Annotated in this window: 23 protein-coding genes; 11 read left to right on the top strand and 12 right to left on the bottom strand. The window is 64.5% G+C overall.

Features of this window, described 5'->3' with window-relative positions:
- Window positions 1-94: 94 nt before the first annotated feature.
- Both JZY06_RS07710 and JZY06_RS07705 read right to left on the bottom strand, forming a co-directional pair.
- The gene (locus JZY06_RS07710) at window positions 95-997 is read right to left on the bottom strand and encodes a carbohydrate ABC transporter permease (protein ID WP_242516828.1); all 903 of its coding nucleotides are present in this window, start codon (window positions 995-997) and stop codon (window positions 95-97) included.
- A gap of 3 nt (window positions 998-1,000) precedes the next feature.
- Window positions 1,001-1,855, bottom strand: a complete 855-nt coding sequence (locus tag JZY06_RS07705; protein WP_330617206.1) for a carbohydrate ABC transporter permease — start codon at window positions 1,853-1,855, stop codon at window positions 1,001-1,003.
- Window positions 1,856-2,665: 810 nt separating this feature from the next.
- On the opposite strand from JZY06_RS07705, the gene JZY06_RS07700 reads away from it, so the two are divergent.
- Window positions 2,666-3,628, top strand: a complete 963-nt coding sequence (locus JZY06_RS07700; RefSeq protein WP_207278979.1) for a chymotrypsin family serine protease — start codon at window positions 2,666-2,668, stop codon at window positions 3,626-3,628.
- Between the two features lie 60 nt (window positions 3,629-3,688).
- On the opposite strand, the gene JZY06_RS07695 is transcribed toward JZY06_RS07700, so the two are convergent.
- From JZY06_RS07695 to JZY06_RS07665, 7 genes are all read right to left on the bottom strand, one after another.
- Complete coding sequence (locus JZY06_RS07695) at window positions 3,689-3,907, bottom strand: hypothetical protein (RefSeq protein ID WP_207278978.1); 219 nt, start codon at window positions 3,905-3,907, stop codon at window positions 3,689-3,691.
- 90 nt (window positions 3,908-3,997) lie between these two features.
- Entirely contained in the window at window positions 3,998-4,819 is an 822-nt protein-coding gene (locus tag JZY06_RS07690; protein WP_207278977.1) for a carbohydrate ABC transporter permease, read from the bottom strand.
- Window positions 4,820-4,822: 3 nt separating this feature from the next.
- Window positions 4,823-5,842: a carbohydrate ABC transporter permease gene (locus tag JZY06_RS07685; RefSeq protein ID WP_242516846.1), complete on the bottom strand. Its 1,020-nt coding sequence runs from the start codon at window positions 5,840-5,842 to the stop codon at window positions 4,823-4,825.
- Window positions 5,843-6,161: 319 nt separating this feature from the next.
- A complete protein-coding gene (locus JZY06_RS07680) occupies window positions 6,162-7,508 on the bottom strand; it encodes an ABC transporter substrate-binding protein (protein ID WP_207278975.1) in 1,347 nt (448 codons plus the stop codon).
- A 287-nt stretch (window positions 7,509-7,795) separates the two neighbouring features.
- The gene (locus JZY06_RS07675; RefSeq protein WP_207278974.1) at window positions 7,796-8,830 is read right to left on the bottom strand and encodes an ABC transporter ATP-binding protein; all 1,035 of its coding nucleotides are present in this window, start codon (window positions 8,828-8,830) and stop codon (window positions 7,796-7,798) included.
- Between the two features lie 107 nt (window positions 8,831-8,937).
- Window positions 8,938-9,618 carry a TIGR03089 family protein gene (locus JZY06_RS07670; RefSeq protein ID WP_207278973.1) on the bottom strand — a complete coding sequence of 227 codons (681 nt, stop codon included), beginning with the start codon at window positions 9,616-9,618 and terminating at the stop codon, window positions 8,938-8,940.
- 426 nt (window positions 9,619-10,044) lie between these two features.
- Window positions 10,045-11,643, bottom strand: a complete 1,599-nt coding sequence (locus tag JZY06_RS07665; RefSeq protein WP_377769092.1) for an LCP family protein — start codon at window positions 11,641-11,643, stop codon at window positions 10,045-10,047.
- 248 nt (window positions 11,644-11,891) lie between these two features.
- On the opposite strand from JZY06_RS07665, the gene JZY06_RS07660 reads away from it, so the two are divergent.
- The 4 genes from JZY06_RS07660 to JZY06_RS07645 all read left to right on the top strand — a co-directional run bounded on the left by JZY06_RS07660 (window position 11,892) and on the right by JZY06_RS07645 (window position 16,220).
- Complete coding sequence (locus JZY06_RS07660) at window positions 11,892-12,926, top strand: SDR family oxidoreductase (RefSeq protein ID WP_207278971.1); 1,035 nt, start codon at window positions 11,892-11,894, stop codon at window positions 12,924-12,926.
- Window positions 12,899-13,819: a glycosyltransferase family 2 protein gene (locus JZY06_RS07655; RefSeq protein ID WP_207278970.1), complete on the top strand. Its 921-nt coding sequence runs from the start codon at window positions 12,899-12,901 to the stop codon at window positions 13,817-13,819. Before JZY06_RS07660 ends, JZY06_RS07655 begins: the two co-directional genes overlap by 28 nt.
- A 100-nt stretch (window positions 13,820-13,919) precedes the next feature.
- The gene (gene manB, locus JZY06_RS07650; RefSeq protein WP_207278969.1) at window positions 13,920-15,014 is read left to right on the top strand and encodes a mannose-1-phosphate guanylyltransferase; all 1,095 of its coding nucleotides are present in this window, start codon (window positions 13,920-13,922) and stop codon (window positions 15,012-15,014) included.
- A 954-nt stretch (window positions 15,015-15,968) separates the two neighbouring features.
- Entirely contained in the window at window positions 15,969-16,220 is a 252-nt protein-coding gene (locus JZY06_RS07645; RefSeq protein WP_207278968.1) for a WhiB family transcriptional regulator, read from the top strand.
- Between the two features lie 114 nt (window positions 16,221-16,334).
- Here the strand turns inward: JZY06_RS07645 and JZY06_RS07640 are convergent, their stop codons facing one another.
- Window positions 16,335-16,796: a metallopeptidase family protein gene (locus JZY06_RS07640; protein ID WP_207278967.1), complete on the bottom strand. Its 462-nt coding sequence runs from the start codon at window positions 16,794-16,796 to the stop codon at window positions 16,335-16,337.
- A 101-nt stretch (window positions 16,797-16,897) separates the two neighbouring features.
- Here JZY06_RS07640 and JZY06_RS07635 point away from each other — a divergent pair, with 101 nt between their 5' ends.
- The 4 genes from JZY06_RS07635 (at window position 16,898) to manA (ending at window position 21,734) form a co-directional block, all read left to right on the top strand.
- Window positions 16,898-17,329, top strand: coding sequence for a DUF3499 family protein (locus tag JZY06_RS07635; RefSeq protein WP_207278966.1), 432 nt, complete (start codon window positions 16,898-16,900; stop codon window positions 17,327-17,329).
- 431 nt (window positions 17,330-17,760) lie between these two features.
- Complete coding sequence (locus JZY06_RS07630) at window positions 17,761-19,143, top strand: phosphomannomutase/phosphoglucomutase (protein WP_207278965.1); 1,383 nt, start codon at window positions 17,761-17,763, stop codon at window positions 19,141-19,143.
- A 68-nt stretch (window positions 19,144-19,211) separates the two neighbouring features.
- Complete coding sequence (locus JZY06_RS07625) at window positions 19,212-20,240, top strand: hypothetical protein (protein ID WP_207278964.1); 1,029 nt, start codon at window positions 19,212-19,214, stop codon at window positions 20,238-20,240.
- 285 nt (window positions 20,241-20,525) lie between these two features.
- On the top strand, window positions 20,526-21,734 hold the full coding sequence (manA, locus tag JZY06_RS07620; protein WP_207278963.1) for a mannose-6-phosphate isomerase, class I: 1,209 nt from the start codon (window positions 20,526-20,528) through the stop codon (window positions 21,732-21,734).
- Window positions 21,735-21,810: 76 nt separating this feature from the next.
- Here manA and JZY06_RS07615 read toward each other — a convergent pair whose 3' ends face one another.
- Window positions 21,811-22,830, bottom strand: a complete 1,020-nt coding sequence (locus JZY06_RS07615; protein ID WP_207278962.1) for a hypothetical protein — start codon at window positions 22,828-22,830, stop codon at window positions 21,811-21,813.
- Between the two features lie 496 nt (window positions 22,831-23,326).
- Between JZY06_RS07615 and JZY06_RS07610 the strand changes: the two genes are divergently transcribed.
- Together JZY06_RS07610 and JZY06_RS07605 are read left to right on the top strand one after the other, a co-directional pair.
- Window positions 23,327-23,695, top strand: a complete 369-nt coding sequence (locus JZY06_RS07610; RefSeq protein ID WP_207278961.1) for a hypothetical protein — start codon at window positions 23,327-23,329, stop codon at window positions 23,693-23,695.
- A 94-nt stretch (window positions 23,696-23,789) separates the two neighbouring features.
- Window positions 23,790-24,431 (top strand): dTMP kinase, encoded by a 642-nt coding sequence (locus JZY06_RS07605; RefSeq protein WP_207278960.1) that lies wholly within the window; start codon window positions 23,790-23,792, stop codon window positions 24,429-24,431.
- 22 nt (window positions 24,432-24,453) lie between these two features.
- On the opposite strand, the gene JZY06_RS07600 is transcribed toward JZY06_RS07605, so the two are convergent.
- Complete coding sequence (locus tag JZY06_RS07600; RefSeq protein ID WP_207278959.1) at window positions 24,454-25,227, bottom strand: Ltp family lipoprotein; 774 nt, start codon at window positions 25,225-25,227, stop codon at window positions 24,454-24,456.
- Between the last annotated feature and the right edge of the window lie 504 nt (window positions 25,228-25,731).

Below are 25,731 nucleotides of genomic sequence, written 5' to 3'. Positions count from 1 at the left end.
CGGGGCCGGTCTCCGGATAACGCACCGGGGAAGGAAAACCGGTGGTGTCCGTGGCCTGTATTCGGTTGTGTCTCAGTGGCGGGTGTTGCCGCCCCTAGCCTTTGACGGCGCCGGTGACCATGCCTTTGATCATGTTTTTCTGCATGAGCACAAACACGATCAGCATCGGCAGTACCGCCAGGACGGTGCCCGCCATCACCACCCCCCAGTTGGTCAGGCCGTCGTTGTTGAGCAGGAAAGTCAAACCGATCTGCAGCGGGGCGGTGCGGGCGTCATCGCTCATCAAAAACGGCCACAGGTATTCGTTCCAGTCGGCGACAATGGTGATCAGTGCGAAAGCCGTCAGTGTCGGCCAGCTCATGGGCAGCACCACCCGCCACAGCATCTTCACCGGACCGGCCCCATCCATGCGGGCGGCCTCAATGACTTCTTTCGGCAAAGAGATGAAGTGGTTGCGCATCAAAAACGTGCCGAACGCAGTACCCGCCAGCGGCAAAATAATGCCGGTGAACGTGTTGCGCAGACCCAGCCCGGCGATCAACGAATAGTTGGAGATAATGGTGATCTGGTTGGGCACCAGAAGAGAGGCCACCACAATCAAAAACACCAGGTTCCTGCCCGGAAACCGCACCAGCGACAGGGCGTAGGCACTGGTGACGCCGATGACGATCTTGATCGACGACAGCACCACCGTGAGGATGATGGAGTTGCGCAGATAGGCGCCGAACTGGATGTTTTCGGTCACGTCGTGGTAGTTGCCCCAGGTGAAAGGCTGCGGCCACCAGGTGGCCGGGGTGGTGTAGATATCGCCCTGTGTTTTAAAGGAGGCGACCACAATCCACCACACCGGAACCACAACCACCAGCACCGTGATCAGCAGGGTCACATAGCCTGCCAGGCGGTAGGCGATCGGCTGGCCGGACAAACCCCGGCCACTGGTGCCACGGTTGCGGCGCTGTTGTCTTGTGGCGGCGGCGGACATGGTGGGATCGGTCATCGGTTAGTTCTCCTCGCCTTTCTGCATGACACGGACCTGCAGCATGGTGACCACGAACAACACCAGAAACAGGATGGTGGCCACCGTGGCGCCGTAGCCTGCCCGCAGATTGACGAATGTTTCCTGGTAGACCTGGTAGATCATGGTGGTGGTGCCGATCCCCTGCGGACCGCCCCGGGTCATGACATTGATGATGTCGAAGACCTGCATCGAATTGAGCAGCACGGTGATCGACAGGAAGAAGGTGGTGGGCCGCAGCTGCGGCAGTACCACCCGGGTCAAATGACGCCAGGCCGGGGTACCGTCGATTTCGGCCGCTTCATCCAAATCCTTCCGCCGGGCCTGCAGCGCGGCGAGATAGATGACGAAGGTGTAGCCCAGGTTCTTCCAGATGTAGGTGGCGGTGATCATCACCAGCGCCCAGCCGGGCACCTGGTAGAAGTCGGGGGAGAGGATCCCGAAACGGCCCAGCAAATCCTTGATCAGGCCGAACTGCGGGTCGAACACGAACTGGAACGCCACACCGATCGCCGCCCCGGAGATCACGTAGGGGGCGAATATCGCTGAGCGCACCAGATTGCGGCCGAGGATTTTCTGGTCCAGCACCAGTGCCAGCCCCAGACCCAGAAACAGACTCCCGATGACGGTGACCCCGGTGAAAATCACCGTGTTTTTCACGATCAGCCAACTGTCGGGGTTGGTGAACCAGTTGACGTAGTTGTCGAAACCGATGAATGTCGCCGTCGGGGAGGCGATGTTCCAACTGGTCAGTGACAGCCGCAGGTTATCGACCAGCGGCCGGTAGGTGAAAAGTCCCAGCAGCACCAGGTTCGGCACCAGCAGCACTGCCGCGAGGATCCACTCCCGGCGGTCGCCGGTGAAACTGGGCCTGCCGGTGTCCCGGTGGCCGGTGGTGCCGGGTGCGTTGCCGGATGTTGTCGGTGCATTCACGTCTGGCGACGTTACGAAACGACAGTGAACATCGTGGGGCTGTGGCATGAAACGGCACATGAACTTTTACCCATCCCGCGATAGCGCAGGCCACCGTCTGCTCACCGGTGCCGTTAGTGCCGGAAAAACCACGGTGACAAGCAGCCGCAGAGATAAAACCGGGTCCCGGCACATCATGGGCTGACACCCGCTATCTATCCGTCTCTGCCCCGGTGGCCGAGCAGGTACCCCACCGGTTGCAACCGGACTCAGCCGCGGGCGGGTCAGCGGCACAATGGCTGTTCAGAACCGGTAACTGGCCGGTGGGGCCGGGGGCGGGATATCTGTGCGGTGAACCTTGGGGCAGGCTGGTGGCAGTCCGGTTGTCGGGGCGGTGAACACCCTGCAACCTGCCGGTGTCCCCCGGTTTACAGGTGTGATCAAAACCTGGTGCCGCCGGTTGCCGGTGTATTCGATAAGGGGCATTAACTATTGTTTCGGGACTTCTCCACCTTCCCCGGGGATCATCGGGCTTGCGGATCACGGGGGGCTGCGGCTTGTCCGGTTTTCGGGCCGGGGCGAAAGGGGAGCGGGACAGTCGAGGCCATCAGCCACCGGCAGCCAGCACAACCGATAGGATGGACAACAGCACCGGCACAGCCCACCGGCCGGGGGACTGCACTGCCCGCGCAACCGGTGTGTCCACGCGGAATCGAACACGGGAAAAACTGTCAGACAATGGAATCGACGTCGATCATTCGGGCCGGCATGCTGGCGGTGACGGCTGCAGCGACTCTGCTCGTTGCCGGTTGTTCCGGCTCCGGGGACAGCGACGGCACACGGGTGATCGTCACATTGAACTCCTCCCCGGACGGGGCACCCGGCGGACACGGCAACCAGCCCACCGGCCCGGCCAGGGTCACCACCACCGCGCAGCCTTATGTCCCGGACAATCAGCCCCCGCCCCCGCCTGCTGCCCCACAGTCGATGTCCGCCACCACCAGCGCACTGCCGCAGGTACCGCAGGCAGAAAAACCCGACAGCCCCACGCATCAGCCGAAACCCAGCCGGGAGCGCCGGGAGCGCTACCACAACAGCAGTGACTGGGAGTGGCTCACGAAAACCGACCGGGTGGTTCCCGGGGTGCGGGTATACAACGTCGACGGGAAAACCTCTTGTTCGGCCGGCTGGTTCGCGCACAAGGGCGAACGCAAAATAATGGTCACCGCCGGGCACTGCGGCAGTGTCGGCGACCGGGTGGTGTTCGTCAACAAGCAGGGCGAGAAATTCCTTCTCGGCAGATATGTCGTCAGCGACAACACCATGGGAAAAATCGATATCGGGCTGGTCGATGTCACCGACTCGCAGGCCCCCTGGTATTCCTCCCCGCCGCTGAAGGAAAAAGTCACCCGGCTCTGGGGCTTCGATGAACTGCAGAAAGCCGATCCGATGGTGTGCCGTCTGGGATTCCGCACCGGAATGACCTGTGGTGATCTGGCGGAAATCACCAACAGACAAACATTTTCCGCCTACGCGCCGGGCGATCGCGGGGATTCCGGCGGCCCGGTGTTCGCCTTCGTCGACAAAGTGCTCTACCCGGTGGGGGTGACCAGCTACCGCAACGATTACCGGCCGGACCAGGGCTGGTTCCAGGGGCTGAAAACGATTCTGGACACCTACGGCCTGCAGCTCTACGGGTGACAGGCACCGGAAGGCACAACGGCTCCACCCGGCCACCGGCGCCGTGCCTGCGGGAGGGTTTCAGCCGCGCCTTCCCGGCCGGGTGATCCGGTAGACCACCACGAACAGGATCACCATCACCAGTGCCAGCAGGGCCGGCCACACCAGCGGTTCGGGGCGCAGCACATTGATCACCGCCTGCACCACGGACAGGAAGGCGAAAAATCCGACGAAACCGACCACCGAGTCACGCACCAGCTGCTGGCGCTGACTGTCGTGGTGTTTTTTTGTTGGTGACACAGCTGTTGCTTCCTTGAACAATCGTCCATACGCCACCCCACACCGCGAAGCCGTTGCCGGTCTGCGGCGGGGACAGTGGGCTGATTTTTTCTAGGCCTTCACGCCCCCGGCGGTCAACCCGGCGACAATCCGGCGCTGGAACAGCAGCACCATAATCACCAGCGGTACGGTCACCAGTGCCCCTGCGGCCATGACAGAGGTGTAGGGGTATTCGAAACTCGACGGCCCGGAGAACCGGGCGATGGCCACGGTGACCGGTTCAGTGTCCGGATTCGACAGCTGTTTGGCGAGCATGAACTCGTTCCACGAGGCGATGAACGCCAAAATAGCGGTGGTGAACAGCGCCGGGGCTGCCAGCGGCAGCAGTACTTTCCGGAAAGCTGTTCCCCGGGAAGCACCATCGACGCGGGCAGCTTCTTCCAGCTCCCAGGGAAGCTGCTGGAAGAAACTGACCAGGGTGTAGATCGTCAGCGGCAGGGCGAAAGAAATATTGGGGATGATCAGCGCCCGGTAGGTGCCGATCCACCCCAGGTCGGTGAACAGCTGGAACAGCGGGGTCACCAAAGCGATTCCCGGGAACATGGAGGCGGCCAGCACAATGCCGGTGACAAAGCCTTTGCCCGGAAAATTCAACCGGGCCAGGGCGTAGGCGGTGAACACCCCGACCGCCACCGACACAATGGTGGTGGCGATACCGATGATCAGTGAGTTGATGATCGCGGAGAGGAAATCGTTGCCTTCCGCGGTCGACAGTGCCTTGCCGAAGTTGTCGAGTGTCACATGGGTCGGCCACGGGGTGGTGTCGAAGGTGAAGTCGGCGTCCCGCAGCGCGGTGATCAGCATCCAGTAGAACGGGGCCAGCCCCCAGATGAGAATGAGGACCACGCCGAAATAGGTGCGGATGGTTTTCATTGCTTATATCCCTCCTCGTGTCGTGTCGGCCGCGGCCAGTACGGCCCGGTCGACAACCAGCGGACTGGCCGACGACACCTCATCTTCCTGTGGTGCCGGGGGTGTGGATGGTTGCCTGGAGCTGCCCCTGACATCGGCGCCCAGGAACTTGATCATCACGAAAGCCACGGCGAAGATGAGCAGGAAAATCAACGTCGACAGTGCCGAGGCGGAGTTGAAGTTGTTCTGCCGCATGTCTTCGACCACCAGCATGGAGATCGTCGCCGTCGGTGAGTTGGAGGAGGAAGAAATCATGATCAGCGGCAGGTCGTACATGCGCAGTGCATCCAGTGTTCTGAACAGTACGGCCACCATCAGTGCCGGGCGCACCAGAGGCAGGGTGATTTTGGTGAAAATCTGCCACCGGTTCGCGCCGTCGACACGGGCTGCCTCATAGACGTCTTTCGGGATCATCTGCAGTCCGGCCAGAATCAGCAGCGCCATAAACGGCGTGGTTTTCCACACATCGGCGATAATCACCGCGGTGCGGGCCGCCCACGGATCAGTCGTCCAGGCGATATCGGTTCCCAGCAGCGCGTTGATGATGCCCTGCGGGGCGAAAATGAACTGCCACAGTTTCGCGGTCACCGCAGTCGGGATGGCCCACGGCACCAGCACTGCGGCCCGCAGAAGACCCCGGCCGCGGAATTCCCGGTTCATCACTGTGGCCATCCAAAACCCCAGAATGGTTTCCAGGGTGACTGTCACCACGGCGAAAAACAGGGTGATGCGGATGGCCGGCCAAAAGTCGGTGGCCAGCACACCCGGCGCGCAGGTGGTGTAGCCGGATGGATCGGTCGGCGAGGCGCAGCGCTGCGTCAGCCAGTAGATGTAGTGCTCGAAACCGGCGAAGCCGCCTTCCTCGAAGAAACCGGTCTTCGGGTTGAAGGATTTGTTGGCCTGGAACGACAGATAGATCGCCCGGATGATCGGATAGCCGATCACCACGGCGAGCACCGTCAGTGCCGGGGCGATCAGAAACATCGCCGCGCGGGTTTCTTTCAACCGTGTCACCGGTTATCACACTCCTGCGGTGGATGGATTAAAAAGCCACGTTGGACCGGCTGGCGTCCGGTCAACCGGCCGGGAGGGGCGGGCGCGAGCCCGTGCGGCGGCCGGTTGTGGCATGTGCTCTCAAGGCTACCGTGCCCCGGGGTGCTGCAGCTGCGGGGTCCTGGAGGGGAAATCTCTGGAAAAAAGCCACAAAAACGGGGTGCGCCGGCGGGGCCGGGCGCACCCCGTGCCATCCCCCCGCCGCCGGGCGGCGGGGGGATGTAAAGCCACAAAAAATGTGGGCGCTTATTTACTTGTTGGCCTGGCCGATGGCGGCTTCCATGTCCTTGGACGCGTCCTCAACAGACTTGTCACCGTTCAAAGCCGCGTAGGCGTTGTCCTGGATGGCCTTGGAGATCGCCGGGTAGAAGGGCGAGACCGGGCGGGGGACCGCATTTTCCAGCGACTGCTTCAGCGCGGGCAGGAACGGGTAGTCCTTGATCAGGTCCGCATCATCGTAGATGGAGGCCAGAACCGGCGGGAAGGAGGCTTCGGCAAACGACTTCTGGTTCTTTTCGTTGGTGATGAACTCAACGAAGTCACGGGCGGTCAGCTTGTTCTCCGAGAAGGGGTTGATGCCGTTGTTGTAGCCGCCCAGGGTGGAGGCGAATCCGAGGGTGTCTTTGCCCAGCGGCTGCACGTCGAAGTGGTCTTTGACCGTGGAGGAATCGTTGGTCTTGGCCATGTCGTACATGTACGGCCAGTTGATGGCGAAGGCGGACTTGCCCTCGATGAAGGTCAGGTGGGTGGTTTCCTCGTTGGCGCCGGTTGCGGCCTTGGCGATCACACCATCTTTGTAGGCGCCGACCATGGTTTCCAGGCCCTTCATCGACTCGGCGGAGGTGACCTCGGGGGTTTTACCGTCATCGCCGACAATGTGTCCGCCCGCACCCTCAATAAAGCCGGCGGTGTTGACGGTCAGACCCTCGTACTGCTTGAGCTGGGTGATCAGGCAGTCAGTGCCATCGGGCAGATTAGTGCAGTCGGCTGCCAGCTGGGCGAAGTCTTTCGGGGCTTCCGGCACCAGTTCGGTGTTGCGGAACAGCAGCTGGCCGTTGGTGTTTTGCGGCATGGCGTAGAGCTTGCCGGCGTAGGTGGCCGAATCAACAGTGGGCTTGAGCAGCTTGGAGGTGTCGACGGCCATGTCGCCTTCCAGCGGCTCCAGCCACTGGTTGGCGGCGAACTCGGCGGTCCACACCACATCGAGGGCCATGACATCGTATTCACCGGACTTGGCCTGCAGCGACTGCACCAGGGTTTCGCGCTGTGCGTCAGCCTCACCGGCCAGTTCCTTCAAGGTGACTTTCTCGTCCGGGTGTTCTTTGTTCCAGTCCGCGATCACCGGCTTGAGTTTGTCGGTGTCGTTTTTACCCATCGCGAAGGTGATGGGGCCGCGGCCGGCTTCCATCTCCTTGCCCTTGTCCTTGTCTTTGTCGGCGCTGGCTTCCGTGGTGGCTTCTGCCGCGGCTGTCGAGGAGGAACCGTCGGAGGAGCTGTCGGAGGAACCGGCGTCGGAGGAACAGCCGGACAAGGCGACGGCAGCTGTCAGCGTGGCCGCCCCGAGTGCGGCGAGAGTTTTACGGGTGTAGATGGTCATGGATGAAAAATTCCCTCTCAGTTGATGGGTCTTCCGCCGGGAAACGGGCGCCGTTGAAGGCCACCGCACACATCTGTTTTGCCGTCACCGCGACCCGGTGGCGAAACAGCGCGGCTGCGGCGGGCATGCCGCCCCGTCTCAGGGGGATGCCCGGCAAACACACAGCACAGGGGGTGAGGCAACCCGTCCCCCGGGCGGTGCAGTGTGCCCGCAGACGGAACACTTGTCTCGATCCTACCCATCCTGAGGGTATTGCACAGGGTTTGGGGCAAAAAGCCCGGACATGATCACTCGATCCGCTGCCCGTTTTCGGCGTCGAAAAAATGTGCCCGGCGCATGTCGAGAGCCAGTGTGACCGTCTGCTCCGGGGCAGGGGATGGTTGACCGGACAACCTGCAGGTCACCATCACCTGCGGGTCATCGGTGCGGTGGGCGTACACAAAGGTGGCGCTGCCCAGTTCCTCGACGACATCAATGTGTGCTGCAACCCCCAGTTCGTGGGGTTCGACCGGATGGCCCGCAACCACCAGACGGGTGTGCTCCGGCCGGATACCGACAGTCACAGCCCCATGATCCGGGTGGGTGGCCGCCAGAAGATTCATCGCCGGGGAACCGATGAAACCCGCCACAAACGCATTGGCCGGCCGGTCATACAGTTCAGCGGGGGTGGCCACCTGCATCAGTTCGCCGTCTTTCAAAATGGCCACCCGGTCACCCATGGTCATCGCCTCCACCTGGTCGTGGGTGACATAGACGGTGGTGGTCCCCAGCCTGTGCTGCAGATCAGCCAGCTGGGTGCGGGTCTGCACCCTGAGTTTCGCGTCCAGGTTGCTCAACGGCTCATCCATCAAAAACACCTGCGGGGTGCGCACAATCGCCCGCCCCATGGCCACCCGCTGGCGCTGCCCGCCGGAAAGATCCTTCGGTTTGCGCTGCAGGTATTCGATCAACCCGAGAAGCTGTGCGGCCTTGTCGATTTTGCTGTCGATGACGGTGCTGTTTTCTTTGGCCAGTTTCAGCGGGAACGCCAGGTTCTTTTTCACCGAATAGTGCGGGTAGAGCGCGTAAGTCTGGAACACCATGGCGATGTCCCGGTCTTTCGGATCGGTGTGGGTGACATCTTCGCCGCCGATCGACACCGTGCCGGATTCGATGTTTTCCAGTCCCGCCAGAGCACGCAGGGTGGTGGATTTTCCGCAGCCGGACGGTCCCACCAGCACCAGGAATTCCCCGTCGTCGATGGTCAAATTCAGGTTGCTGACACTGGGTTTGTCGGCACCGGGGTAGCGGATGGTGACATTGGAAAACTCAACTTGCGCCATATCGGCCAATCTACCCACCTTTGCCCGGATTCACAGGCTGATCATCCGCACGGCACCAGTGGCCGGGACCCCAAGGGTGTGGGTGGGGCGGGAAGGTGTGCTGCCGGTTACCGCAGAATCTGGGTGACGTTTTCTTCCGCGGCGATGGTCTCCAGCCGGTCGGCACCGGTGGGGCCGGTGACAATGACCGCTGATCCGCCGGCTGCCAGTGGCTCAAGCACGGTACTGATCAGGGAGGCGGTGTCGGTAAAACCCGTCGACATAACCCGGGCCGGGGTCGACCGTGGCGTGTCCGGACCAGCCGGGTACAGCGTGTCCAGTCGCGGAGTGGGGGCCGGGTATATGTCGCCGTAGACACGCACCGTCGGCCCGAAATCAACCAGCCCGTCCGGTACCTCACCACCGGTTTCGACGACGCCGCGGCCCATCGGGTCATCGGTGACCAGGGCAATATCGCAGTCGCTTCCTTCCACCAGGTCATCGGTGATCCGGTCCGGGGAGGTGAACACCACCTCCGGGACATCATCGGGGATGCCGATGGTCCAATCGATACCGGCGGCCAATGCCCCCAGCACAATCACCACCGGCTGCCAGCCGGCCGGTAAATCAACGGCGATACGGCAGCCCGGTTCGCAATCGAACTCCTCGACGAGCATGTTGCCCACTTTCGCCGCCCAGTTGTCCAGGGTGGTGGCGGAAAAATCGAGACGGGCCCCGGTGGTTTCGTTGTAGACCGTCAGTCGCGGGGCCGCGGGATCACTCGTCAAAAGAGCGTTCAGCAGTTCCATACCCGCCCAGGGTAGGCATGAAACGCCGGTTGTGCCGGTGGGTGCAACCGGTTGCCCGTCTCATGCGTCATCGTCTCAGGTCCACTTTCTGCACTCCTGAACAAGAGACAGGGTAAATCTGGTTGTCCCCCCACGTTTTCATGTGGTCTGGAGCAAGGCCGGGATAGATTCCCTTGTCACGGGGGCGGGCGAGTCACGTCCGGTCTTCGCTGTTCCGCGGCACTGCTGGAAGACCCCCGACACGCTGGAGCACGCGGTGGATAAAGCACCGGGCGGTTTTTACGGGACTGTCAATGACCGGCGCGGGAAGTGGCGGATGACGCTTTTGGGGGAGGTGCCTGCCACATCCCGTTCGGGACCGGGGACACAGACAACCCCTGCATCTCCGAACCGTGGATGTGCAGGGGCTGGTGGTTGTGCCCGGGGTTAGTTCACACACCGCGGGCCGTTGCCGCCACCGTCGATGACCGGGGTGGTCGGCGGTGCGGGGGCTTCACCCGGTTGCCCGATCACGCTGGGGGTGCCGGTGCCGGTGGTGCCGTCGGCAGACAGCGGCTCATCTGATTTCGGCCCGGTGTAGTCGTCGGCGACGGCAATAACCGCCTCCCCCGGCTCCAGGGACTGGGCCTGTTCCACCGGCAGCCCACCCAGGTCTTTGGCCAGGGCGATGACATCCGGGTCGGTGGTGTCGTCGGCCAGGACCTGCGAATAGGTGTAGAGGCCGTCGGGGGCATTGCCGATCTCGCCGATGGGGTAGCCCATGTTTTTCACCGCCCCGGCCACCCGGCCCGCCAGACCGCTGGTGGTGGTGGCGTTGAGAGTGTGGACCTCCAGGGTTTTACGCGGGGCTTCGGTGGTGGTGGGGGCTGTCGGTGACGGGCTGGGGGATTGGCTGCCCAGCAGGGTTTTGAAGAAGGCGTGGATCTCCGGCACCGAGACCGTGACCACGGATTCGCCGTAGTCGCCGACACCGTCGATCGAGGTCACCGGGATGGTGGCGAATTTCACTTTGCCGCCGGCCAGGTTCTGCAGCTGGTTGGCAAAGCCCATAATGTCCCAGCCCTGGTCGATGATGACCGAGCGGCGGACCGCATCAGCAAGTGACGACAGTTTCGCGGGACTGGACAAGGTTCCGTTGGACAGGACTTTGTTGACCAGGGAAGCCATAAACGCCTGCTGGCGGGTGATCCGGTCCAGGTCGCCGCGGGGAAGACCGTGGCGCTGGCGGACGAAACTCAACGCGTCGGGGCCGCCCAGGGTCTGCACACCGGCCGGGAAATCAGCCTGGGAGAACTCGTCGTAGACGGCATTGTTCAAACACACATCCACCCCGCCGACAGCATCGGTGAGCAGGACGAAGCCGAGCAAACCGATTTCGGCGTAGTGGTCGACGGTCACCCCGGTCAGCCGGGAGATTGCCCTGATCAGGGCGGCGCGGCCGGCTTCGGTGGATTTTTCGTCGATGGTCTGCTGGTCGGTGACCCCCTGCTCAACAAGCTGGGTGGCTTTCGCCGCCTTGTATGAGGAATAGACACCGTTGATTTTCAGGTTGCCCATTTTCGGGTCATGGATGTAGGTGTCCCGCGGAATCGAAATCGCGGTGGCCGAGGAACCGTCATTGGGTACCCGGATGACCATGATGGTGTCGGTGTTGTCGTTTTGTTCATCACCGGCGCGCAGCATCGCAATTTCTTCCGGGGTGAGTGGATTGCCCTGGGCATCGGCCCGGGAATCGGATCCGACCAGCAGAATATCGGTGGCGCCGTCGGCGGCTTCACCGTGGACGGGGGCTTTCATCGCCCCGCCACCGCCGGCGATCTCCTCCCCGAGATGCAGCGCACTGTCGGATTTGATGTCCTCACTGATTCTGCCGACTGTCGCCCAGCCCGCCCCGGAGACAGCCAGCACCATCACCGCCAGCACCGCGACAAGGATCCGGACGAAGCGCGGCCCCGACTGTGCGGCGGGATTGGCCGGGACAGGGGCCGCGTGGATGTCGCGCACGGGGCGGGATGGGGATGCCACAAATACTCCTGGCGGTGTCGTCGGATGTGGTCGGTGGCCGCAAGCGGGCGGTGAACACGCCGGGGCCGCACCGGGTGCAAACCGTTGCTGTAGATAGATAATAGGCCGTGGATGCGGTTGCATTCGAAATCAACCGGTTTCCCGCACGCCGCACACCCCGGGCGGGCCGATGCGCATCCACCGCATGCAGCTGTGGTGCCGCCGGGAAAGTCGGCCCTGTTGAGATTGAGATGATGAGAGGACCCGCTTTGCCTGCCAGGAACACGCCACAGCCGGGACACCGGGTCTTCCGGGTGCTTGTCCTGGGTACCGGACAGCTGTCGATCGCGCTGGCGGCAACCAAGCCCAACAATGTTGAGATGGTGGTTGTCGGGCGGGAGACACTCGATGTCGGCGACCCTTCGGTAGTGAGACGGTCACCGGTTTTCCGGGGGGTGGATGCGGTGATCAACACCGCGGCTTTTACCGCTGTTGACGCCGCCCAGGATTCGGCCAAACAGGATGAGGTCCACAGAGTCAATGTCGGCGCCCCGGAATATATTGCCCGGCGCTGCGCCAGTCGCGGGCTGCCGCTGATCCATGTGTCCACCGATTACGTGTTCGGCGCCCCGGTGGCGGGGCGGGCGGACACCGCCGCAGATGGCGTGGTGGGCCGGCCGCTGCGCCCGGAGGATCCGCCCTGCCCGTCCAGTATGTACGGGGCAACGAAACTGCTCGGCGAACAGCTTCTGGCGGCGGCCTGCCCGCAGGCCAGTGTGGTGCGTACCGCGTGGCTGTACACCGGCCGCGCGCTGGGGCAGCGGCATGCCGGTGATTTCGTCTGCACCATGCTGCGGCTGGCGGAACAGGGGGTCTGCCCCGCCGTCGTCGATGACCAGTGGGGCTCGCCCACCTTCGCCCCCGATCTGGCGCGGTGGCTGTGGCGGCTGACAGGGATAAAGATTGTCAGCCGCCACCGGGCTGTGGGGAACGCCTTCAGCGTGGGGGATGCGGCTGCAATCTACCGGTCGGCGACCTGCCCGGCCGCGGGAGTGCTGCATGCGGCGGGTGAGAAGCCGGCCAGTTGGTATCTGCTGGCGCGGGAAGTGTTTGCTGCCGCAGGTTACGACCCGGACCGGGTGTGCGCCACCACCACAGCGAACTATCCGCGCCCGGCGCCCCGGCCGGCCTGGTCGGTTCTTGCCACCTCACGCGATGTGGTGGATGTGCCGGTTGCCGGTTTTACCGACCGTGTCCGCACGGCGGTGACAAAAACATGCCCCCGGCCCGCTACACTCTGGTGACTGTGAAACCCGCCATCGCCTGTGTGACCGTGACCTACAGCCCGGGCAAGTATCTGGCCCAGATGCTCGACTCGCTCGATCAAGCCACCACCCGTGGCACTGCCGTGGTGCTTGCCGACAACGGATCCACCGACGGTGCGGCCAGGGAGCAGGCGCAGCGGCGGGAGAATGTGTGGTTTGTGCCCACCGGCGGAAATGTCGGCTACGGGGCCGGTGTCAACCGCGGGGTGGAGGCGCTGGCCGCACTGCGCGACAAAGGTGAAATCGAGGGGGATTATCTGTTGATCACCAACCCGGATGTGGTCTTCGACACCGGGTCTGTTGACGCCATGATCGACTGCATGCGGCGCAACCCGCAGGCCGGGGCCGTTGGCCCCGCGATCCGGGAACCCGACGGCAGCCCCTACCCGTCGGCCAGGGCTTTGCCCACCCTCGGCAACGGAATCGGGCATGCCCTGCTGGGTGGGGTGTGGAAAAACAATCCTTTCTCCCGGACGTACAGAAAAGACCGGGACCTTTCGGGCGAGCACACCTGCGGCTGGCTGTCGGGATCCTGCCTGTTGGTCCGGTGGGAGGTCTTTGACGCCATCGGCGGATTCGACGAACGCTATTTCATGTACATGGAAGACGTGGATCTGGGCGACAGGCTGGCCCGGGCCGGCTGGGCGAACGTGTACTGCCCCACCGCCACGGTGCGCCACGACAGGGGACATGCGGCCGGCAAACACCCGGAGACCATGCTTCCCGCCCACCACGCCTCCGCCTACCGTTTCCAGGCCGACCGGCACCCCGGGTGGGTGTTCGCCCCCCTGCGGCTTGCGCTTCGTCTTGGACTTGCTGTGCGCTGCCGGGCGGCCGTGGTGGCGGCGCGGCGTAGAATCGGCAAAAATTAATAGCCGTCTGTGTCTGCCGCACCGGCCACAGCCCGCCGGCGGGGGATTGCAAGGCACAGTTTTTCACCCATTAGACCCGATACGAAAACACGATCACGCCATGGACACTTCCACCCAACCAGCCCATCCGCCCGCCGAAGCTGTCGTGCTGGTCGGCGGTAAGGGAACCAGGCTGAGGCCTTTGACCTGCCGGACCCCCAAACCGATGCTGCCGACCGGCGGGGTGCCTTTTTTGGAGCATCTTCTGGCCCGCATCAAACAAGCCGGCATCACCCGGGTGGTGTTGGGCACCAGTTTCCGCCGGGAAGTCTTCGAGGACTATTTCGGTGACGGTTCAAAAATGGGTTTGGACATCCAGTATGTGTTCGAGGAAAAGCCGCTGGGCACCGGTGGGGCGATCCGCAATGTGCTGCCGAAGCTCACCCATGACACGGTGATCGTGTTCAACGGCGATGTCTTCGGCGGGCTGGATTTGAATGCGATCCTGGACAACCACCACTCAACCGGCGCGGATGTGACCATGCATCTGGTGCGGGTGTCTGATCCGCGGGCCTACGGGTGTGTGCCCACCGATGCTTCCGGCCGGGTGCAGGCTTTTCTGGAAAAAACCATGGATCCGCCGACCGACCAGATCAATGCCGGCTGCTACGTGTTCAAAAAAGAAATCATCGAATCCATTCCGGCCGGGAAAGTGGTCTCTGTGGAGCGTGACATCTTCCCCGGGCTGCTGGATCAGGGCAAGCTGTTGCAGGGGTTTGTCGATACCTCCTACTGGCGGGATATGGGTACCCCGCACGATTTCGTGCGCGGATCCTCTGATCTGGTGCGCGGTATCGTCTACTCGCCGGTACTCAAGGGCAAGACCGGGGAGTCGATCGTCCACGAATCCGCCTGTGTGAAAGACGGGGTGCTGCTGCTGGGTGGCACGGTGGTCGGCCGCGGCACCGAGATCGGGGCGGGCTGCCGTATCGATGATTCAGCCATTTTCGATGGCGTGACCATCGAGCCGGGGGCGATCATCAAAAATTCGATCATCGCCGACGGGGCGCACATCGGCCCGAATGCCCGCGTGTTTGACTGCCTGATCGGTGAGGGAGCCAGCATCGGGGCGCGCTGTGAGCTGCGCAAAGGCATGCGGGTATGGCCCGGGGTCACGATTCCCGACGGCGGCATAAGGTTTTCCACCGACGCCTGACATCCGCCACGGGTGGTGTGTCTGTCTCCCCCGGCAGCGGGGGCTGCCGGCAGGGGAGGTGGTGGCGGGTTGAAAAAAATCCCTGTCCGGCCGGGGCAGGGCAGCCCACCGCCCGGTGCCGGCCGCCCGGAAAATGGATGCGTGCCCGCGGTATGTTCCTCCCGCCACGGCAGGTGGCGGGAGGGTTATTTTTTTGGCCTTCCCTTTCCTGCACCGGCAAACACCCCCAAGTAGATCTGGTCGGGATGGTCCGCCGGTCAGTCGGGCGGGGTCCCGGAGCGGGGGCTGTGGCACCCGGTGCGGGTGGTGCACCCCGCCAATGTCAGGGGTGGCGCATATGTGCAGCCCAATTGTGCTGCGGTGATGGGGGTACGGCCTGTGGCAGGTGTGGGTGGCGGCTTTTGGTGTGCGGCACCAGGTGGGGGTGATAGCACCGACGGCGGCGGGAAGTGGGTGCGACACGCCGCGGAATGGCCGTCTTGGGGTGCATGATGGATGCAGCCACAATATGTGGTACCCCCGGCTTTTACACCCGGGATGGGGGAAATGGTGCTGGTGTGACTGATGTGATTGGTTGTCGGGGGAAACTACCATGTGTGCAGGATTTATTTCACCCAAGGTTGACGCTTGCTTACCGGCGCGTGTGTAATCAGCTGTGTAACGCCATCGACCGGCAACCGCAGATTTTGCGGGTATGTCCCGCCCCGGTGCCGCATGGTGGACAGTGGTTGTCCGCACGGCGGAGCATCCCGTAGACTCCGGCAGCACCGCTGAAAAAGTCAATGATTTATTTTCCCCTCCCGCCGCCGGTCGGCCGGGACCGGAACAGGCCCAATGAACATTTCTATGAAGGGAGAGCCCGTGGAGGATATCGCTGGCGATAAGTCCCGCCGCGGCGGTACGCCGCACGGTGGTGCGGTACGCCGTACATCCGGGTTGTCTCCTGCGGCGACCATGAGTATCGATGCCCTGTTTGACGCGGTCGAGGGGGAGTGGCAGGAACAGGCTCTGTGCGCACAGACCGATCCCGAGGCATTCTTCCCCGAAAAAGGCGGCTCGACCAAGGACGCCAAGCGCATCTGCAAGGCCTGCGCGGTGCGTGACGAATGCCTGGAATACGCCCTCGAGCATGACGAGCGTTTCGGTATCTGGGGCGGGCTGTCGGAGCGTGAACGCCGCCGCTGGAAGCGCAATCTCGCCTCCTAGACGACCCGGTTCGCGTCAGTTTGCCTGTCCGTCGTGGTGTGTGACGGTGCCGTTTACCGGCAGTGCATGCGCTACGGCGGTTTTTTCATCCCGTGTGGTCTTTGTTGTTTCCGGCTAGTCCCAGGCCCTGATATCCGGGTCGATGTCGGTGTCGTCGATATTGAGGTAGGCGGCCACCAGCTGCACCAGAATCCGGTGCAACAGCTCCGCCAGCTCCTCGGCGTTCCGGCAGCGGGCTTCCACCGGGCGGCGGAAGACAACGATTCTGGCCCGGGTGGGCTGGCCCGTGCTGTCGACGGCCGTGGGAATCAACCGGCCCAGGGGAACCGGCCCGTCGGCGGCGATTTCCCGGGTGAAATAGGTGGTGTCGGCATCCAGCTGCATGCGCGGAATCGTGTCAACCGCAATATCCAGGCCCGCCAGCTCCGCGGCGAAACGTTCATCCAATTCGGCGTAGGCGTCAATGACGGCAGTGTCGAAACGGCGGGGGCGCGGCGTGAAACCGGGGGCGGCCGGGGGAATGACCATGCCGCGCACACCCCTGCCGTGGCGGTCGCGGGAGGAATTCGGCTGCATGGGGTTTAACCCTATTACCCTGCCCCGGCCCGGTGGTTGAGGGCGCGCCGGACAGGCGGTGGACTAGTTAAACCTCAACCAAACCTTTAGACTGTGGTGTCGTGAGTACCTCCCGACGCTGCTGCCGACCCGGCTGCGGCAAGCCCGCAGTCGCCACCCTGACTTACTCGCAGTCGAAGTTCAGGGCGACTTTGCGTGAGCTGGCCCCGGAAAACAACCCCCATGCCTGGGATTTGTGTGTCGATCACGCATCCCGCATCGGTGCCCCGGTCGGCTGGACGCTCATCGACCCGTGCGGTTTTTCCCGGAAAACCCGTCGCCGGAATGTCGAATCACTCACCGCCCTGGCTGAAGCGGTCCGCGAAAAAGGACGGCTGACCACCGGGCTGGTTGCCGAACCGCCGGCCCCGGCCGGGCCGGTGCCGCCCCCGGCCGGACCCGGCGGCACCCACCCGTCCCAGATGCGCCGGCGCCCCGGCCGGCGGCGGCACCTGCACCTGGTGGCCGATACCGGTGCCGACCCGGAGCGGTAGCGTCACCCCATCTCCTGCCCCGGCCATCCGGTACACGGACACATCCCCGGTGGTGGGCCTTGGCGTGCCCGCAGAGGTTTGTGCAAAACTCGGATAAGCTGGAAAACCACCCCGTCGGCGTGACCATCCCGCCGGAATGCTGTCGGGGTGTGGCGGGAGGATTTTTTGAAAAAACCCACCCGCGCACCGGAGTTGCATCACCCCGGTGGGCGGCAGCGGGATCGACGGGTCGTTGTTGTCAGCCGCGGTGGACAGCCGCCGGGGAAAACCGGCGGCGTGCTGTTCGTCCCGCACCACAACTTCACCGGTGGGGTTTTTCCAAAAAACACCACGGTATCCTCCCGCGTTAAGTTTCCAACCATTTTCTTTTGTTCTTCCCCGCCCCTTTTTTCCAAAAGGTGCGGTGGTGAAAGCAGTCGGTGAATCCACAAATGACCAAACGTTCCCGTGCCGATGTTGACGCGATTGTCAAGGCCTACGACATCCGTGGCCTGGTGGCAACCCAGCTGGATGCGGAGCTTGCCCGGGATGCGGGCGCTTCGTTTGCCGTGTTGATGGGCAAAGAGGGCGCGGAAAAAATCTGTGTCGGCCACGATATGAGGGATTCCTCACCCGCACTGGCCGCGGCCTTCGCCCGCGGTGCGGCCACCGCCGGCATGGATGTGGTGATGCTGGGGCTGACCGGCACCGACGAGATGTACTACGTCTCCGGGGTGTGGGACTGCCCGGGGGCGATGTTCACCGCCTCCCACAATCCGGCCAGCTACAACGGCATCAAACTGTGCCGGGCGGGCGCGAAACCGGTCAGCCGGGACACCGGTCTGGCCGCCATCGCCGATGACCTGGTGGCCGGGGGGCTTGCCGCGGCCGACAATCCCGGCACCATCAGCCGGGCGGATGTGCTGGCCGACTACGGCACCTACCTGCGCGGCCTGGTTGATCTGGAGGGTATCCGCCCGTTGACGGTGGCGGTGGATGCCGGAAACGGCATGGCCGGGCTGACCGTGCCGGCGGTATTCACCGGCCTGCCGATCACCATCAAACCGCTCTACTTCGAGCTCGACGGCAGCTTCCCCAATCATGAGGCCAACCCGCTGGATCCGAAAAACCTGGTTGATCTGCAAAACCACGTCAAACAAACCGGCGCCGACATCGGTTTGGCCTTCGACGGGGACGCCGACCGGTGTTTCGTCGTCGACAACAACGGCGATCCCGTCTCCCCGTCGGCGGTGACGGCCATGGTGGCGAAAAACTATCTGGCGAAATACCCCGGTGCCACCATCATCCACAATCTGATCTGTTCGAAAACGGTGCCGGAAATCATCGCCGACAACGGCGGCACCGCGGTGCGCACCCGGGTGGGGCACTCCTACATCAAAGCCACCATGGCCGAAGAAAACGCCGTGTTCGGCGGGGAGCATTCCGCCCACTACTACTTCAGGGAATTCTTCAACGCCGATTCGGGTCTGCTGGCCGCACTGCACGTGATCAGTGTGCTGGGGCACGCCGACAGGCCCATGGATCAGCTGGCCGGTGAATTCGACCGCTATGCCGCCTCCGGGGAGATCAACTCCCGCCTGGAGTCGGCGGAAGCGCAAAAGCAGCGCACCGACGCGGTGCTCGAGGCGTTTGCCGACCGCACCGAATCCGTCGACCGCCTGGACGGGGTGACCGTGCAGCTGACTGGCACCCCGGCCTGGTTCAGCCTGCGGCCGTCGAATACCGAGCCGCTGCTGCGCCTGAACGTCGAGGCCCCGACCAAAGAGGCCTGCGACGCGTTGACGGAGGAGATTCTCGCCGTCATCCGCGGCTGAGCCCACCCGCCGGCTGACACTTCCACACCGACACCAAGGGATCAGGGACAGGAGCACAAAAGACCGCCATGAATGGATCATCCGCTGAGGAGTTTTTCTCGGGAGACCCATCCCACAACCCGGCCGCCGTCCGGTTTTTCGATGTTGCCCATGAAGGCGCCCGGGTGCGTGCCGTGGCCGGCTTCCTATCCGACGGCGGTGTGGACGATATCGCCGGCACCGCACCCCGGTCGGTGGTGGTGGTCACCGGTGACCGGCTGGCGGCGGCTGCTGCCGGTTTGGTTGATGCGCTGGCCACCCCGGCGCAGGTGCCGCTGGTTGTCACCGACACCCTGCCGTCCTATGTGGGCGCCCTGGATGTGGTTGTGGGGGTGGTCGATGAGACCACCCCGGCTAGCGCACGGGCAGTCGCTGATGCGTGCAGCCGGGGCGCCGGGGTGGTGGCCATCGGCGGCGGGGATGGTCTTAGCGGGGCTGTGCCGTCGGCTGTGCCGGTGGTTCCCGCCCCACCGCATGTCACCGGTATCACCCCGGCGTCGGTGGCTGCCACTGTCCATGCGGTGATGGGGCTTGTCACCGGCCATCCGGTCGACATGGTGGCCGCGGCCGCCAACGATACCGCCGACAGCATCGACGGGCAGCTGGGGTTGTGCGCCCCCGACCGCGACAGCCTGGTCAACCCGGCGGCACAGCTGAACCGGCATGTGGTCGACCATCCGGTCATCCACACCGCATCCAGCCGCTACGGTCTGGCGATTGCCCGTATCGCCGCCCACCAGCTGGCGGTGGAAGGGCACAGCGGAATGGTCCTTGACCGCAACAGTGCCGCCCTGGCCGCACAGGCCCACACCCGGCGCCGCCGGGACGACCGTGGGATACCACCGGAAGACGATCCGGACAGTATTTTCTTCGACCCCGTCACCACCGGGGCATCCACCCCGCCCGGCCCGGCGCTGCGGACCGTGACCTGGGCGGAAGCCGTCGACGGGCTTCCTGACGGGCTGGAACAAACCATCGAGGAACGCCCGGGCCACAGCCTGGCGGCCGGTCTTGCGCTGTGCACCCGGGCGTGGGCGGCGGCAGTCTTCCAGCCCTAGCCGGTCAGCAGTTGTGGTGCCACCGGATGGCCGGGTGGGCAACCCACCGGGTACCATTGCTGCGGACCGCCCGCGGCAGTGTGTGTCTGACACACCCCGGTGGGCTGTGGTTAGCTGCGGGGGAACAACCGGTCCGGGACACAACCCGCCCCGGTGATCCTCCGGCAGCGCCACTGGTTGCCTGCCCCTGTGCGGGGAGATGGTCCTGCCGGACGGTGCACACCGCCCGGGGCAGACGGGCAACCGTGCCGTATCCGCGATACCTAGGGAAGTGACTTTTTACACATGAAGCTTGTGACCGGGGCCGTCCGCTCCTACCCGTGGGGATCGCGCACGCTCATTCCGGCCATGCGCGGCGACGGACCCAGTCAGTCCCCGGTGGCCGAAGTCTGGTTCGGCGCCCACCCCGGCGCCCCGGCCACAGTCGACGGCACCGCATTAAACGACCTGATCGCCGCCGACCCGGTGGCCGCTTTGGGGGAAAAAGCTGTCGCCGCCCACGGGCCGCGGCTGCCGTATCTGCTGAAACTTTTGGCCGCCGCCGAGCCGTTGAGCCTGCAGGCACACCCGTCGAAAGCACAGGCCGAGGCCGGCTGCGCCGCCGAGGATGAGGCCGGTATTGCCCGCGATGCCGACAACCGCAACTACCGCGACGACAACCACAAACCCGAAACCCTGGTGGCCCTCACCCCGTTTGAGGCTTTCGCCGGTTTCCGCCCCATCGCTGCCACAGGAGAATTGTTCACCGCCCTGAACTGCCGTGAACTCGCCCAGTACACCGGGATGCTGGCCGGCGACGGAACCAGTCCGGTGGACCCGGACACGGCTCTCAGGGCACTGTTTACCACCTGGATCGCCCTGCCGGCGGCCACCCGCACCACACTGGTTGATGCGGTCACCCGCGCCGCCCAGGCTTACCTGGACAGCCACGGGCCCGATGATCAGCCGTGGATTGCTGATGTGCTGGCAACGATTGTGGCCGTCGCCGAACGCTACCCCGGCGATGTCGGGGTGCTGGGCGCGCTGCTGCTGAACAAAGTCAATCTGGCCCCGGGCGAGGGCGTGTTTTTGGGCGCGGGCAACCTGCACTCCTACATCAGCGGCCTGGGAGTGGAGATCATGGCCAACTCCGACAATGTGCTGCGCGGCGGATTGACCTCCAAACACGTCGACGTGCCCGAACTGGTCAAAGTGCTCTCCTTTGATCCGCTGGCCGATCCGCGTATCACCACCATCGGCAACGGCCGTCAGACCGACTACGACATTCCCGCCGCCGAATTCACCCTCACCCGCCACGAGTGCACCACCAGCGGTCAGCCGCTTGCCGCATCCGGCCCGCGGATTGCCCTGTGCACCAGCGCAACGGTGACCCTGCAGCGGGTCCGGGACAACCAGACACTGGTCCTCCACCCCACCCAGGCGGCCTGGATTCCGGATTCCGACGGGCCGGTCAACGCCACCGGAACCGGCCAGCTGTTCCTCGCCGGCTGCTAGGGGCACAGGGCACAACCGGGATCCGCGCCGGGCGGGAGAAAAACACCGGCGACCCCGGTGCCGACTGGCACTGCGGTCAGTCGGGGCGGGCGGCCACCGTTTCACCGGTTGCGGGATCGTTGTCCGGCTGCCGGACCACCGGGCCGGTGGGGGCCGCACTGTCACCTGCTTCAGCGGCAGGCGTGCCGGCCGCTGCCCCGGGGGCCGGGCGTGCCGTCCGCGGGGACCCCGGCGCGGTGGGGTCGGTGCCGGTGGGCGACGGTTCGGCGGCCGGCGCTGTGGTCGTGGTCCCTTCCGGCAGGGTCGTCGCCGGTCCCGTCGTCGGGGTCGGCGGGGTGCCCGTCACCCCCGGGTCGTCCTCGGTCGGGGTGGGCTGTGGTGTGCCGGACGGGGACGTGGTTGGCTGTGTGCCTGTCTGATCCGGGGAAGCAGGGGGCGTGGTGGTTGACGGTTCCGGATTATCCGGTGTCGTCGGGGGAACCGGAGAATCGGTGGGGGTGCCCGTCGGCGGGGTGCCGGTGGGCACCGGGGCAGGGGTGGGTGAGCCGGTGCCGGCCGGTGTGCCCTTGTCCGCCGGGGCGGTGGTGGTGGCCTGTGCCGTCGGCGGCAGCGCCGGGGCCGGTTCCCGGTTTTCCGGCCTGCCCCACGGAACGGGACGGTGGTCCAGATAGGTCGGTTCCGGCGGCAGCGGGAAACCCGTGAGGCCGCCGACGATTTCCGCTTTCGGCGCCACCGGCTGCGGGGAATAAGTGGTTGTCGGCTGTGGTGTGGTGCCGTGCCTGCGGCTTAAATGGGCATGCGGCGGCAGGAGGGGATCATGGGCGAAAAGCTGTGTCGGGGCTGCCGTCTGCGCGGCGGGGGCGGGAAGTGATGGCACCGGTGACGCGGTCGACGAATCAGCGGCGGCAGGGATATCGGTGCCGGGGACCGTCTGCGTGCGGGTGGCGGCCGGCGCAGCTGCCGCGGTGCTGGCGGGCCCGGCCTGATTGGCCGGATCACCGTCAGTGGGGGACTGCAGGTGGTGGATGCCGGCCATCCCGGCCGACAGCAGGCCCACGGCCGCAAACACCGCGCCGGTGCGGTTGCGCCGTGCCATGGGGCCTCCTTTTGTGTCAAACCAACCTGCGGGGGAAGAAAAAACACCGCCTGCCGCGGCAGCTGCTGCGCGGCACAGGGTGATGCCGTGGGGGCGGGGACAACGATTGGGACGGGACCACACCGTCCAGCCGGTGCCGGCGGCAAGCCCCCACGCAACCGGTGCCGCCAACCTACACCGGGTTGCCTGTGCCACGCCAGCGGCGGGCGGGGCGCGCCGGGGAAAAAAACTTTTCCGGACACGTCGACCAACCTGACCACGAATACTGTGCCGTGGCGCTACGGTGGTGGTAGTTTCACCGACACCGGATCGCCAGTTGTCACAATCCGGTAACGCTGCGAGACTAGCATGGACCTGAAGGGTAAACAGTGTGCAGCCGCCACCGGCGGCGGGCACGCGTGCCCCGCCACGCCCCCGACCGGTCGTGTCCGCTCCCTAGTTTTTTCCAAAAAGTACCGTTTACCACCCGCTTGCCGGGACCAGTGAGGAGTCCGTCATGGAGCCATGGGATTTGATGATTTTCAACGAAGACACCAGCCAGGACTTCTTCGATGAACTCGCCGATCTTGACGGTGAGGAGATCGTCGAAGCCGTCGCCGACGCCTGCGCTCTTGTCACCCGGGACCCCAACATCACCGATGATGATCTGCTCATCGGCCGGGCCGCAGCCACCATCGCCGCCATCTGGGCCGGGGCACCGTATACCGCGGGCGAAGTCGTCGAAGATTACCCCTTCATCCGGGAACTGATCGGACACGGGGAAGAACAGATGTTCACCGACGCCTGCGACATCCTGGAAGCCGTCGAGGTGGAAGCCGACCTGGATTCCTTCATTGAGGCGCTGTCCTCCGCGGACGTGGGGTAAATCCCGCCGCCCGCATCCGCCCTTTGTTGCCCATCCACCGCACACCCGCCGTCGGCAGGTGGTGTGCCGCAGAAAAAAGAGACGACCACCAACCGTGATCATCAGCATTGAAGGTATCGACGGGGCCGGAAAAAACACCCTCGTCACTGCCATTTGCAACCAGATTGACGCAGAAGTCATCGCTTTTCCCCGCTACGGGGTCTCCGTCGAGGCGCAGCTGGCCCGGCAGGCGCTCTACGGGAAAATGGGCGATCTCACCGACTCGGTCAACGGCATGGCGGTGCTGTTCGCCCTGGACCGGGCCGGTGCGAAAGACCGTCTGGCCCGCTACGCGCCCGGCGGGGATTTGCAGGACTGTCTGGTGCTGCTGGACCGGTATGTGGCCAGCAACGCCGCCTATTCGGTGGCCCGCACCTCCGACAGCTCTGTGGCGCAGTGGGTTTATGATCTGGAATTCGGCTTCCTGGGTCTGCCCACCCCCGACCTGCAGATTCTGCTGGCCACCGACCCGGCGGTAGCCGGTCAGCGGGCCAGCAGCCGGGCCGCCGGCGATCCCTCCCGGGCAGTGGACGCCTACGAATCCGATACCGCACTGCAGGCGGCGACCCTGAACGCCTACCGGGATCTGGCGGCCACCGGCTGGGCGTCGCCGTGGCATGTGGTTGCCGCAGGGGTCAACAGCCCGCGGCAAACCGCCAGCGATATTCTTGACAGCCTGGGCTACGGCGCCGACTGACACACCGCCGCCGCAGGGCCTGCTACTGGCCCAAATGATCCACCGCGTACTGCGCCTGCTCCGGAGTGTATTTCTCCCCGAAATCCGACTGCAGCTGATCTTTGATGGCTGCGGTCGACATGCCCATCTCGGCGTAGCTGCGTGCGCTGCGCAGGGCATTGTCGTTCCAGTCGGTGTCAACATGCTCCACGGCGTACTGCGCCTGCTCTTCGGTGAATTTATCCCCCGCATCCGAACTCAACTGGTCAGCCAGGCCGGCTTTGGAAAAACCACTCATGGACAGGTAGTTTTCTGCGGCGCGCACCGCCTGCTCATTCCAGTCGGCAGCGACATGGTCAACCGCCCACTGGGCGGCATCGTCCGGGAACTTGTCACCGTAGGGGCTGGTCAACTGCTCAAACAGGCCCCGTTCGGAAAATCCCTGGAATGACAGGTAGTTGTTCGCCGAACGCACAGCATTGCTGAACTCCCGGGGCACATCATCGTCGGTCGGCGGCTGGGCGGCCTCCGCCGGAGCGGGTGTGTCACCGCTGGCCACCGCCGGTTGCTCGGCGGCCGGTTGCGCAGCCGGACTACCCGACTGCCCGCCCGCCGGCGCGGCACCGGCGGTGCCGGCAGCTGTCGTGGTGTCGGTGGCGGTCGTATCCCCGTTGGAGATACAGGAGCCGACGACTGCGATCATCGCCAGTACGGCAAGGGCGATGCCGCAGCCTTTGGCTTTGCCCGCCCCCGTGGTTTTGTTTCCCGGGGCGGTGGTCGGCTGCTGCGGCAGGTCGGGGGTTTCGGCGGTGGCCATGATGGGAAGTCCTTTGCTGTTGGGGGCGGAAAAAACTCATGTTCTCCGGCATGGACGGATGATGATGCCATCGAGCACTTCGATGAAAAACCATGCGTGATCGAAAGATAGTGGCCGTGTTCCAGATGACCTGCGGCGCAATCACACAACTGTGTGACAGCGGTTGTGCTGCCGGTGCCGGCGACGGGTGTTTTCCGGAAAAAGGTGACGGCTGGTTGACGTATCCCCGCGCCGGGGGTGGCGCGAGCCTGCAGTTTTTCCGGGGAAGGTTTTTGGGGCCGTGCCGCGGACACGGCCGGTGGATGCGGCCGGCGGTGCGGTGGGATCCGGGGAGGCGATGGGGTGGGTCAACCAGTTTGAACTGGGCAGACAGCCGATGCCGCGGTACTCGCGCGGCGGGTGCGTGATATTTTCGGAAGAGGACATCCCGCCGGAAGGGGTGTCGGAAGGGCAGTAGAGTGTCACTGGCGCCCGTGCCCACCGTTTTTCTCCCAGCTTGTTGCT

Origin of the sequence: Corynebacterium mendelii (genome assembly GCF_017307055.1) — a bacterium.
In the GTDB taxonomy this organism is placed as follows: domain Bacteria; phylum Actinomycetota; class Actinomycetes; order Mycobacteriales; family Mycobacteriaceae; genus Corynebacterium; species Corynebacterium mendelii.
The sequence above is the reverse complement of the archived record's forward strand: the minus strand, read 5'-3'. Positions and strand labels throughout refer to the sequence as shown.

Coding starts and splice junctions, on each gene's coding strand:
- JZY06_RS07710 (WP_242516828.1), bottom strand. CDS start 997: ATGACCGATCCCACCATGTCCGCCGCCGCCACAAGACAACAGCGCCGC.
- JZY06_RS07700 (WP_207278979.1), top strand. CDS start 2,666: ATGGAATCGACGTCGATCATTCGGGCCGGCATGCTGGCGGTGACGGCT.
- JZY06_RS07690 (WP_207278977.1), bottom strand. CDS start 4,819: ATGAAAACCATCCGCACCTATTTCGGCGTGGTCCTCATTCTCATCTGG.
- JZY06_RS07685 (WP_242516846.1), bottom strand. CDS start 5,842: ATGTTTCTGATCGCCCCGGCACTGACGGTGCTCGCCGTGGTGATCGGC.
- JZY06_RS07680 (WP_207278975.1), bottom strand. CDS start 7,508: ATGACCATCTACACCCGTAAAACTCTCGCCGCACTCGGGGCGGCCACG.
- JZY06_RS07675 (WP_207278974.1), bottom strand. CDS start 8,830: ATGGCGCAAGTTGAGTTTTCCAATGTCACCATCCGCTACCCCGGTGCC.
- JZY06_RS07670 (WP_207278973.1), bottom strand. CDS start 9,618: ATGGAACTGCTGAACGCTCTTTTGACGAGTGATCCCGCGGCCCCGCGA.
- JZY06_RS07655 (WP_207278970.1), top strand. CDS start 12,899: ATGCCCCCGGCCCGCTACACTCTGGTGACTGTGAAACCCGCCATCGCC.
- manB (WP_207278969.1), top strand. CDS start 13,920: ATGGACACTTCCACCCAACCAGCCCATCCGCCCGCCGAAGCTGTCGTG.
- JZY06_RS07645 (WP_207278968.1), top strand. CDS start 15,969: ATGAGTATCGATGCCCTGTTTGACGCGGTCGAGGGGGAGTGGCAGGAA.
- JZY06_RS07640 (WP_207278967.1), bottom strand. CDS start 16,796: ATGCAGCCGAATTCCTCCCGCGACCGCCACGGCAGGGGTGTGCGCGGC.
- JZY06_RS07630 (WP_207278965.1), top strand. CDS start 17,761: ATGACCAAACGTTCCCGTGCCGATGTTGACGCGATTGTCAAGGCCTAC.
- JZY06_RS07625 (WP_207278964.1), top strand. CDS start 19,212: ATGAATGGATCATCCGCTGAGGAGTTTTTCTCGGGAGACCCATCCCAC.
- manA (WP_207278963.1), top strand. CDS start 20,526: ATGAAGCTTGTGACCGGGGCCGTCCGCTCCTACCCGTGGGGATCGCGC.
- JZY06_RS07615 (WP_207278962.1), bottom strand. CDS start 22,830: ATGGCACGGCGCAACCGCACCGGCGCGGTGTTTGCGGCCGTGGGCCTG.
- JZY06_RS07610 (WP_207278961.1), top strand. CDS start 23,327: ATGGAGCCATGGGATTTGATGATTTTCAACGAAGACACCAGCCAGGAC.
- JZY06_RS07600 (WP_207278959.1), bottom strand. CDS start 25,227: ATGGCCACCGCCGAAACCCCCGACCTGCCGCAGCAGCCGACCACCGCC.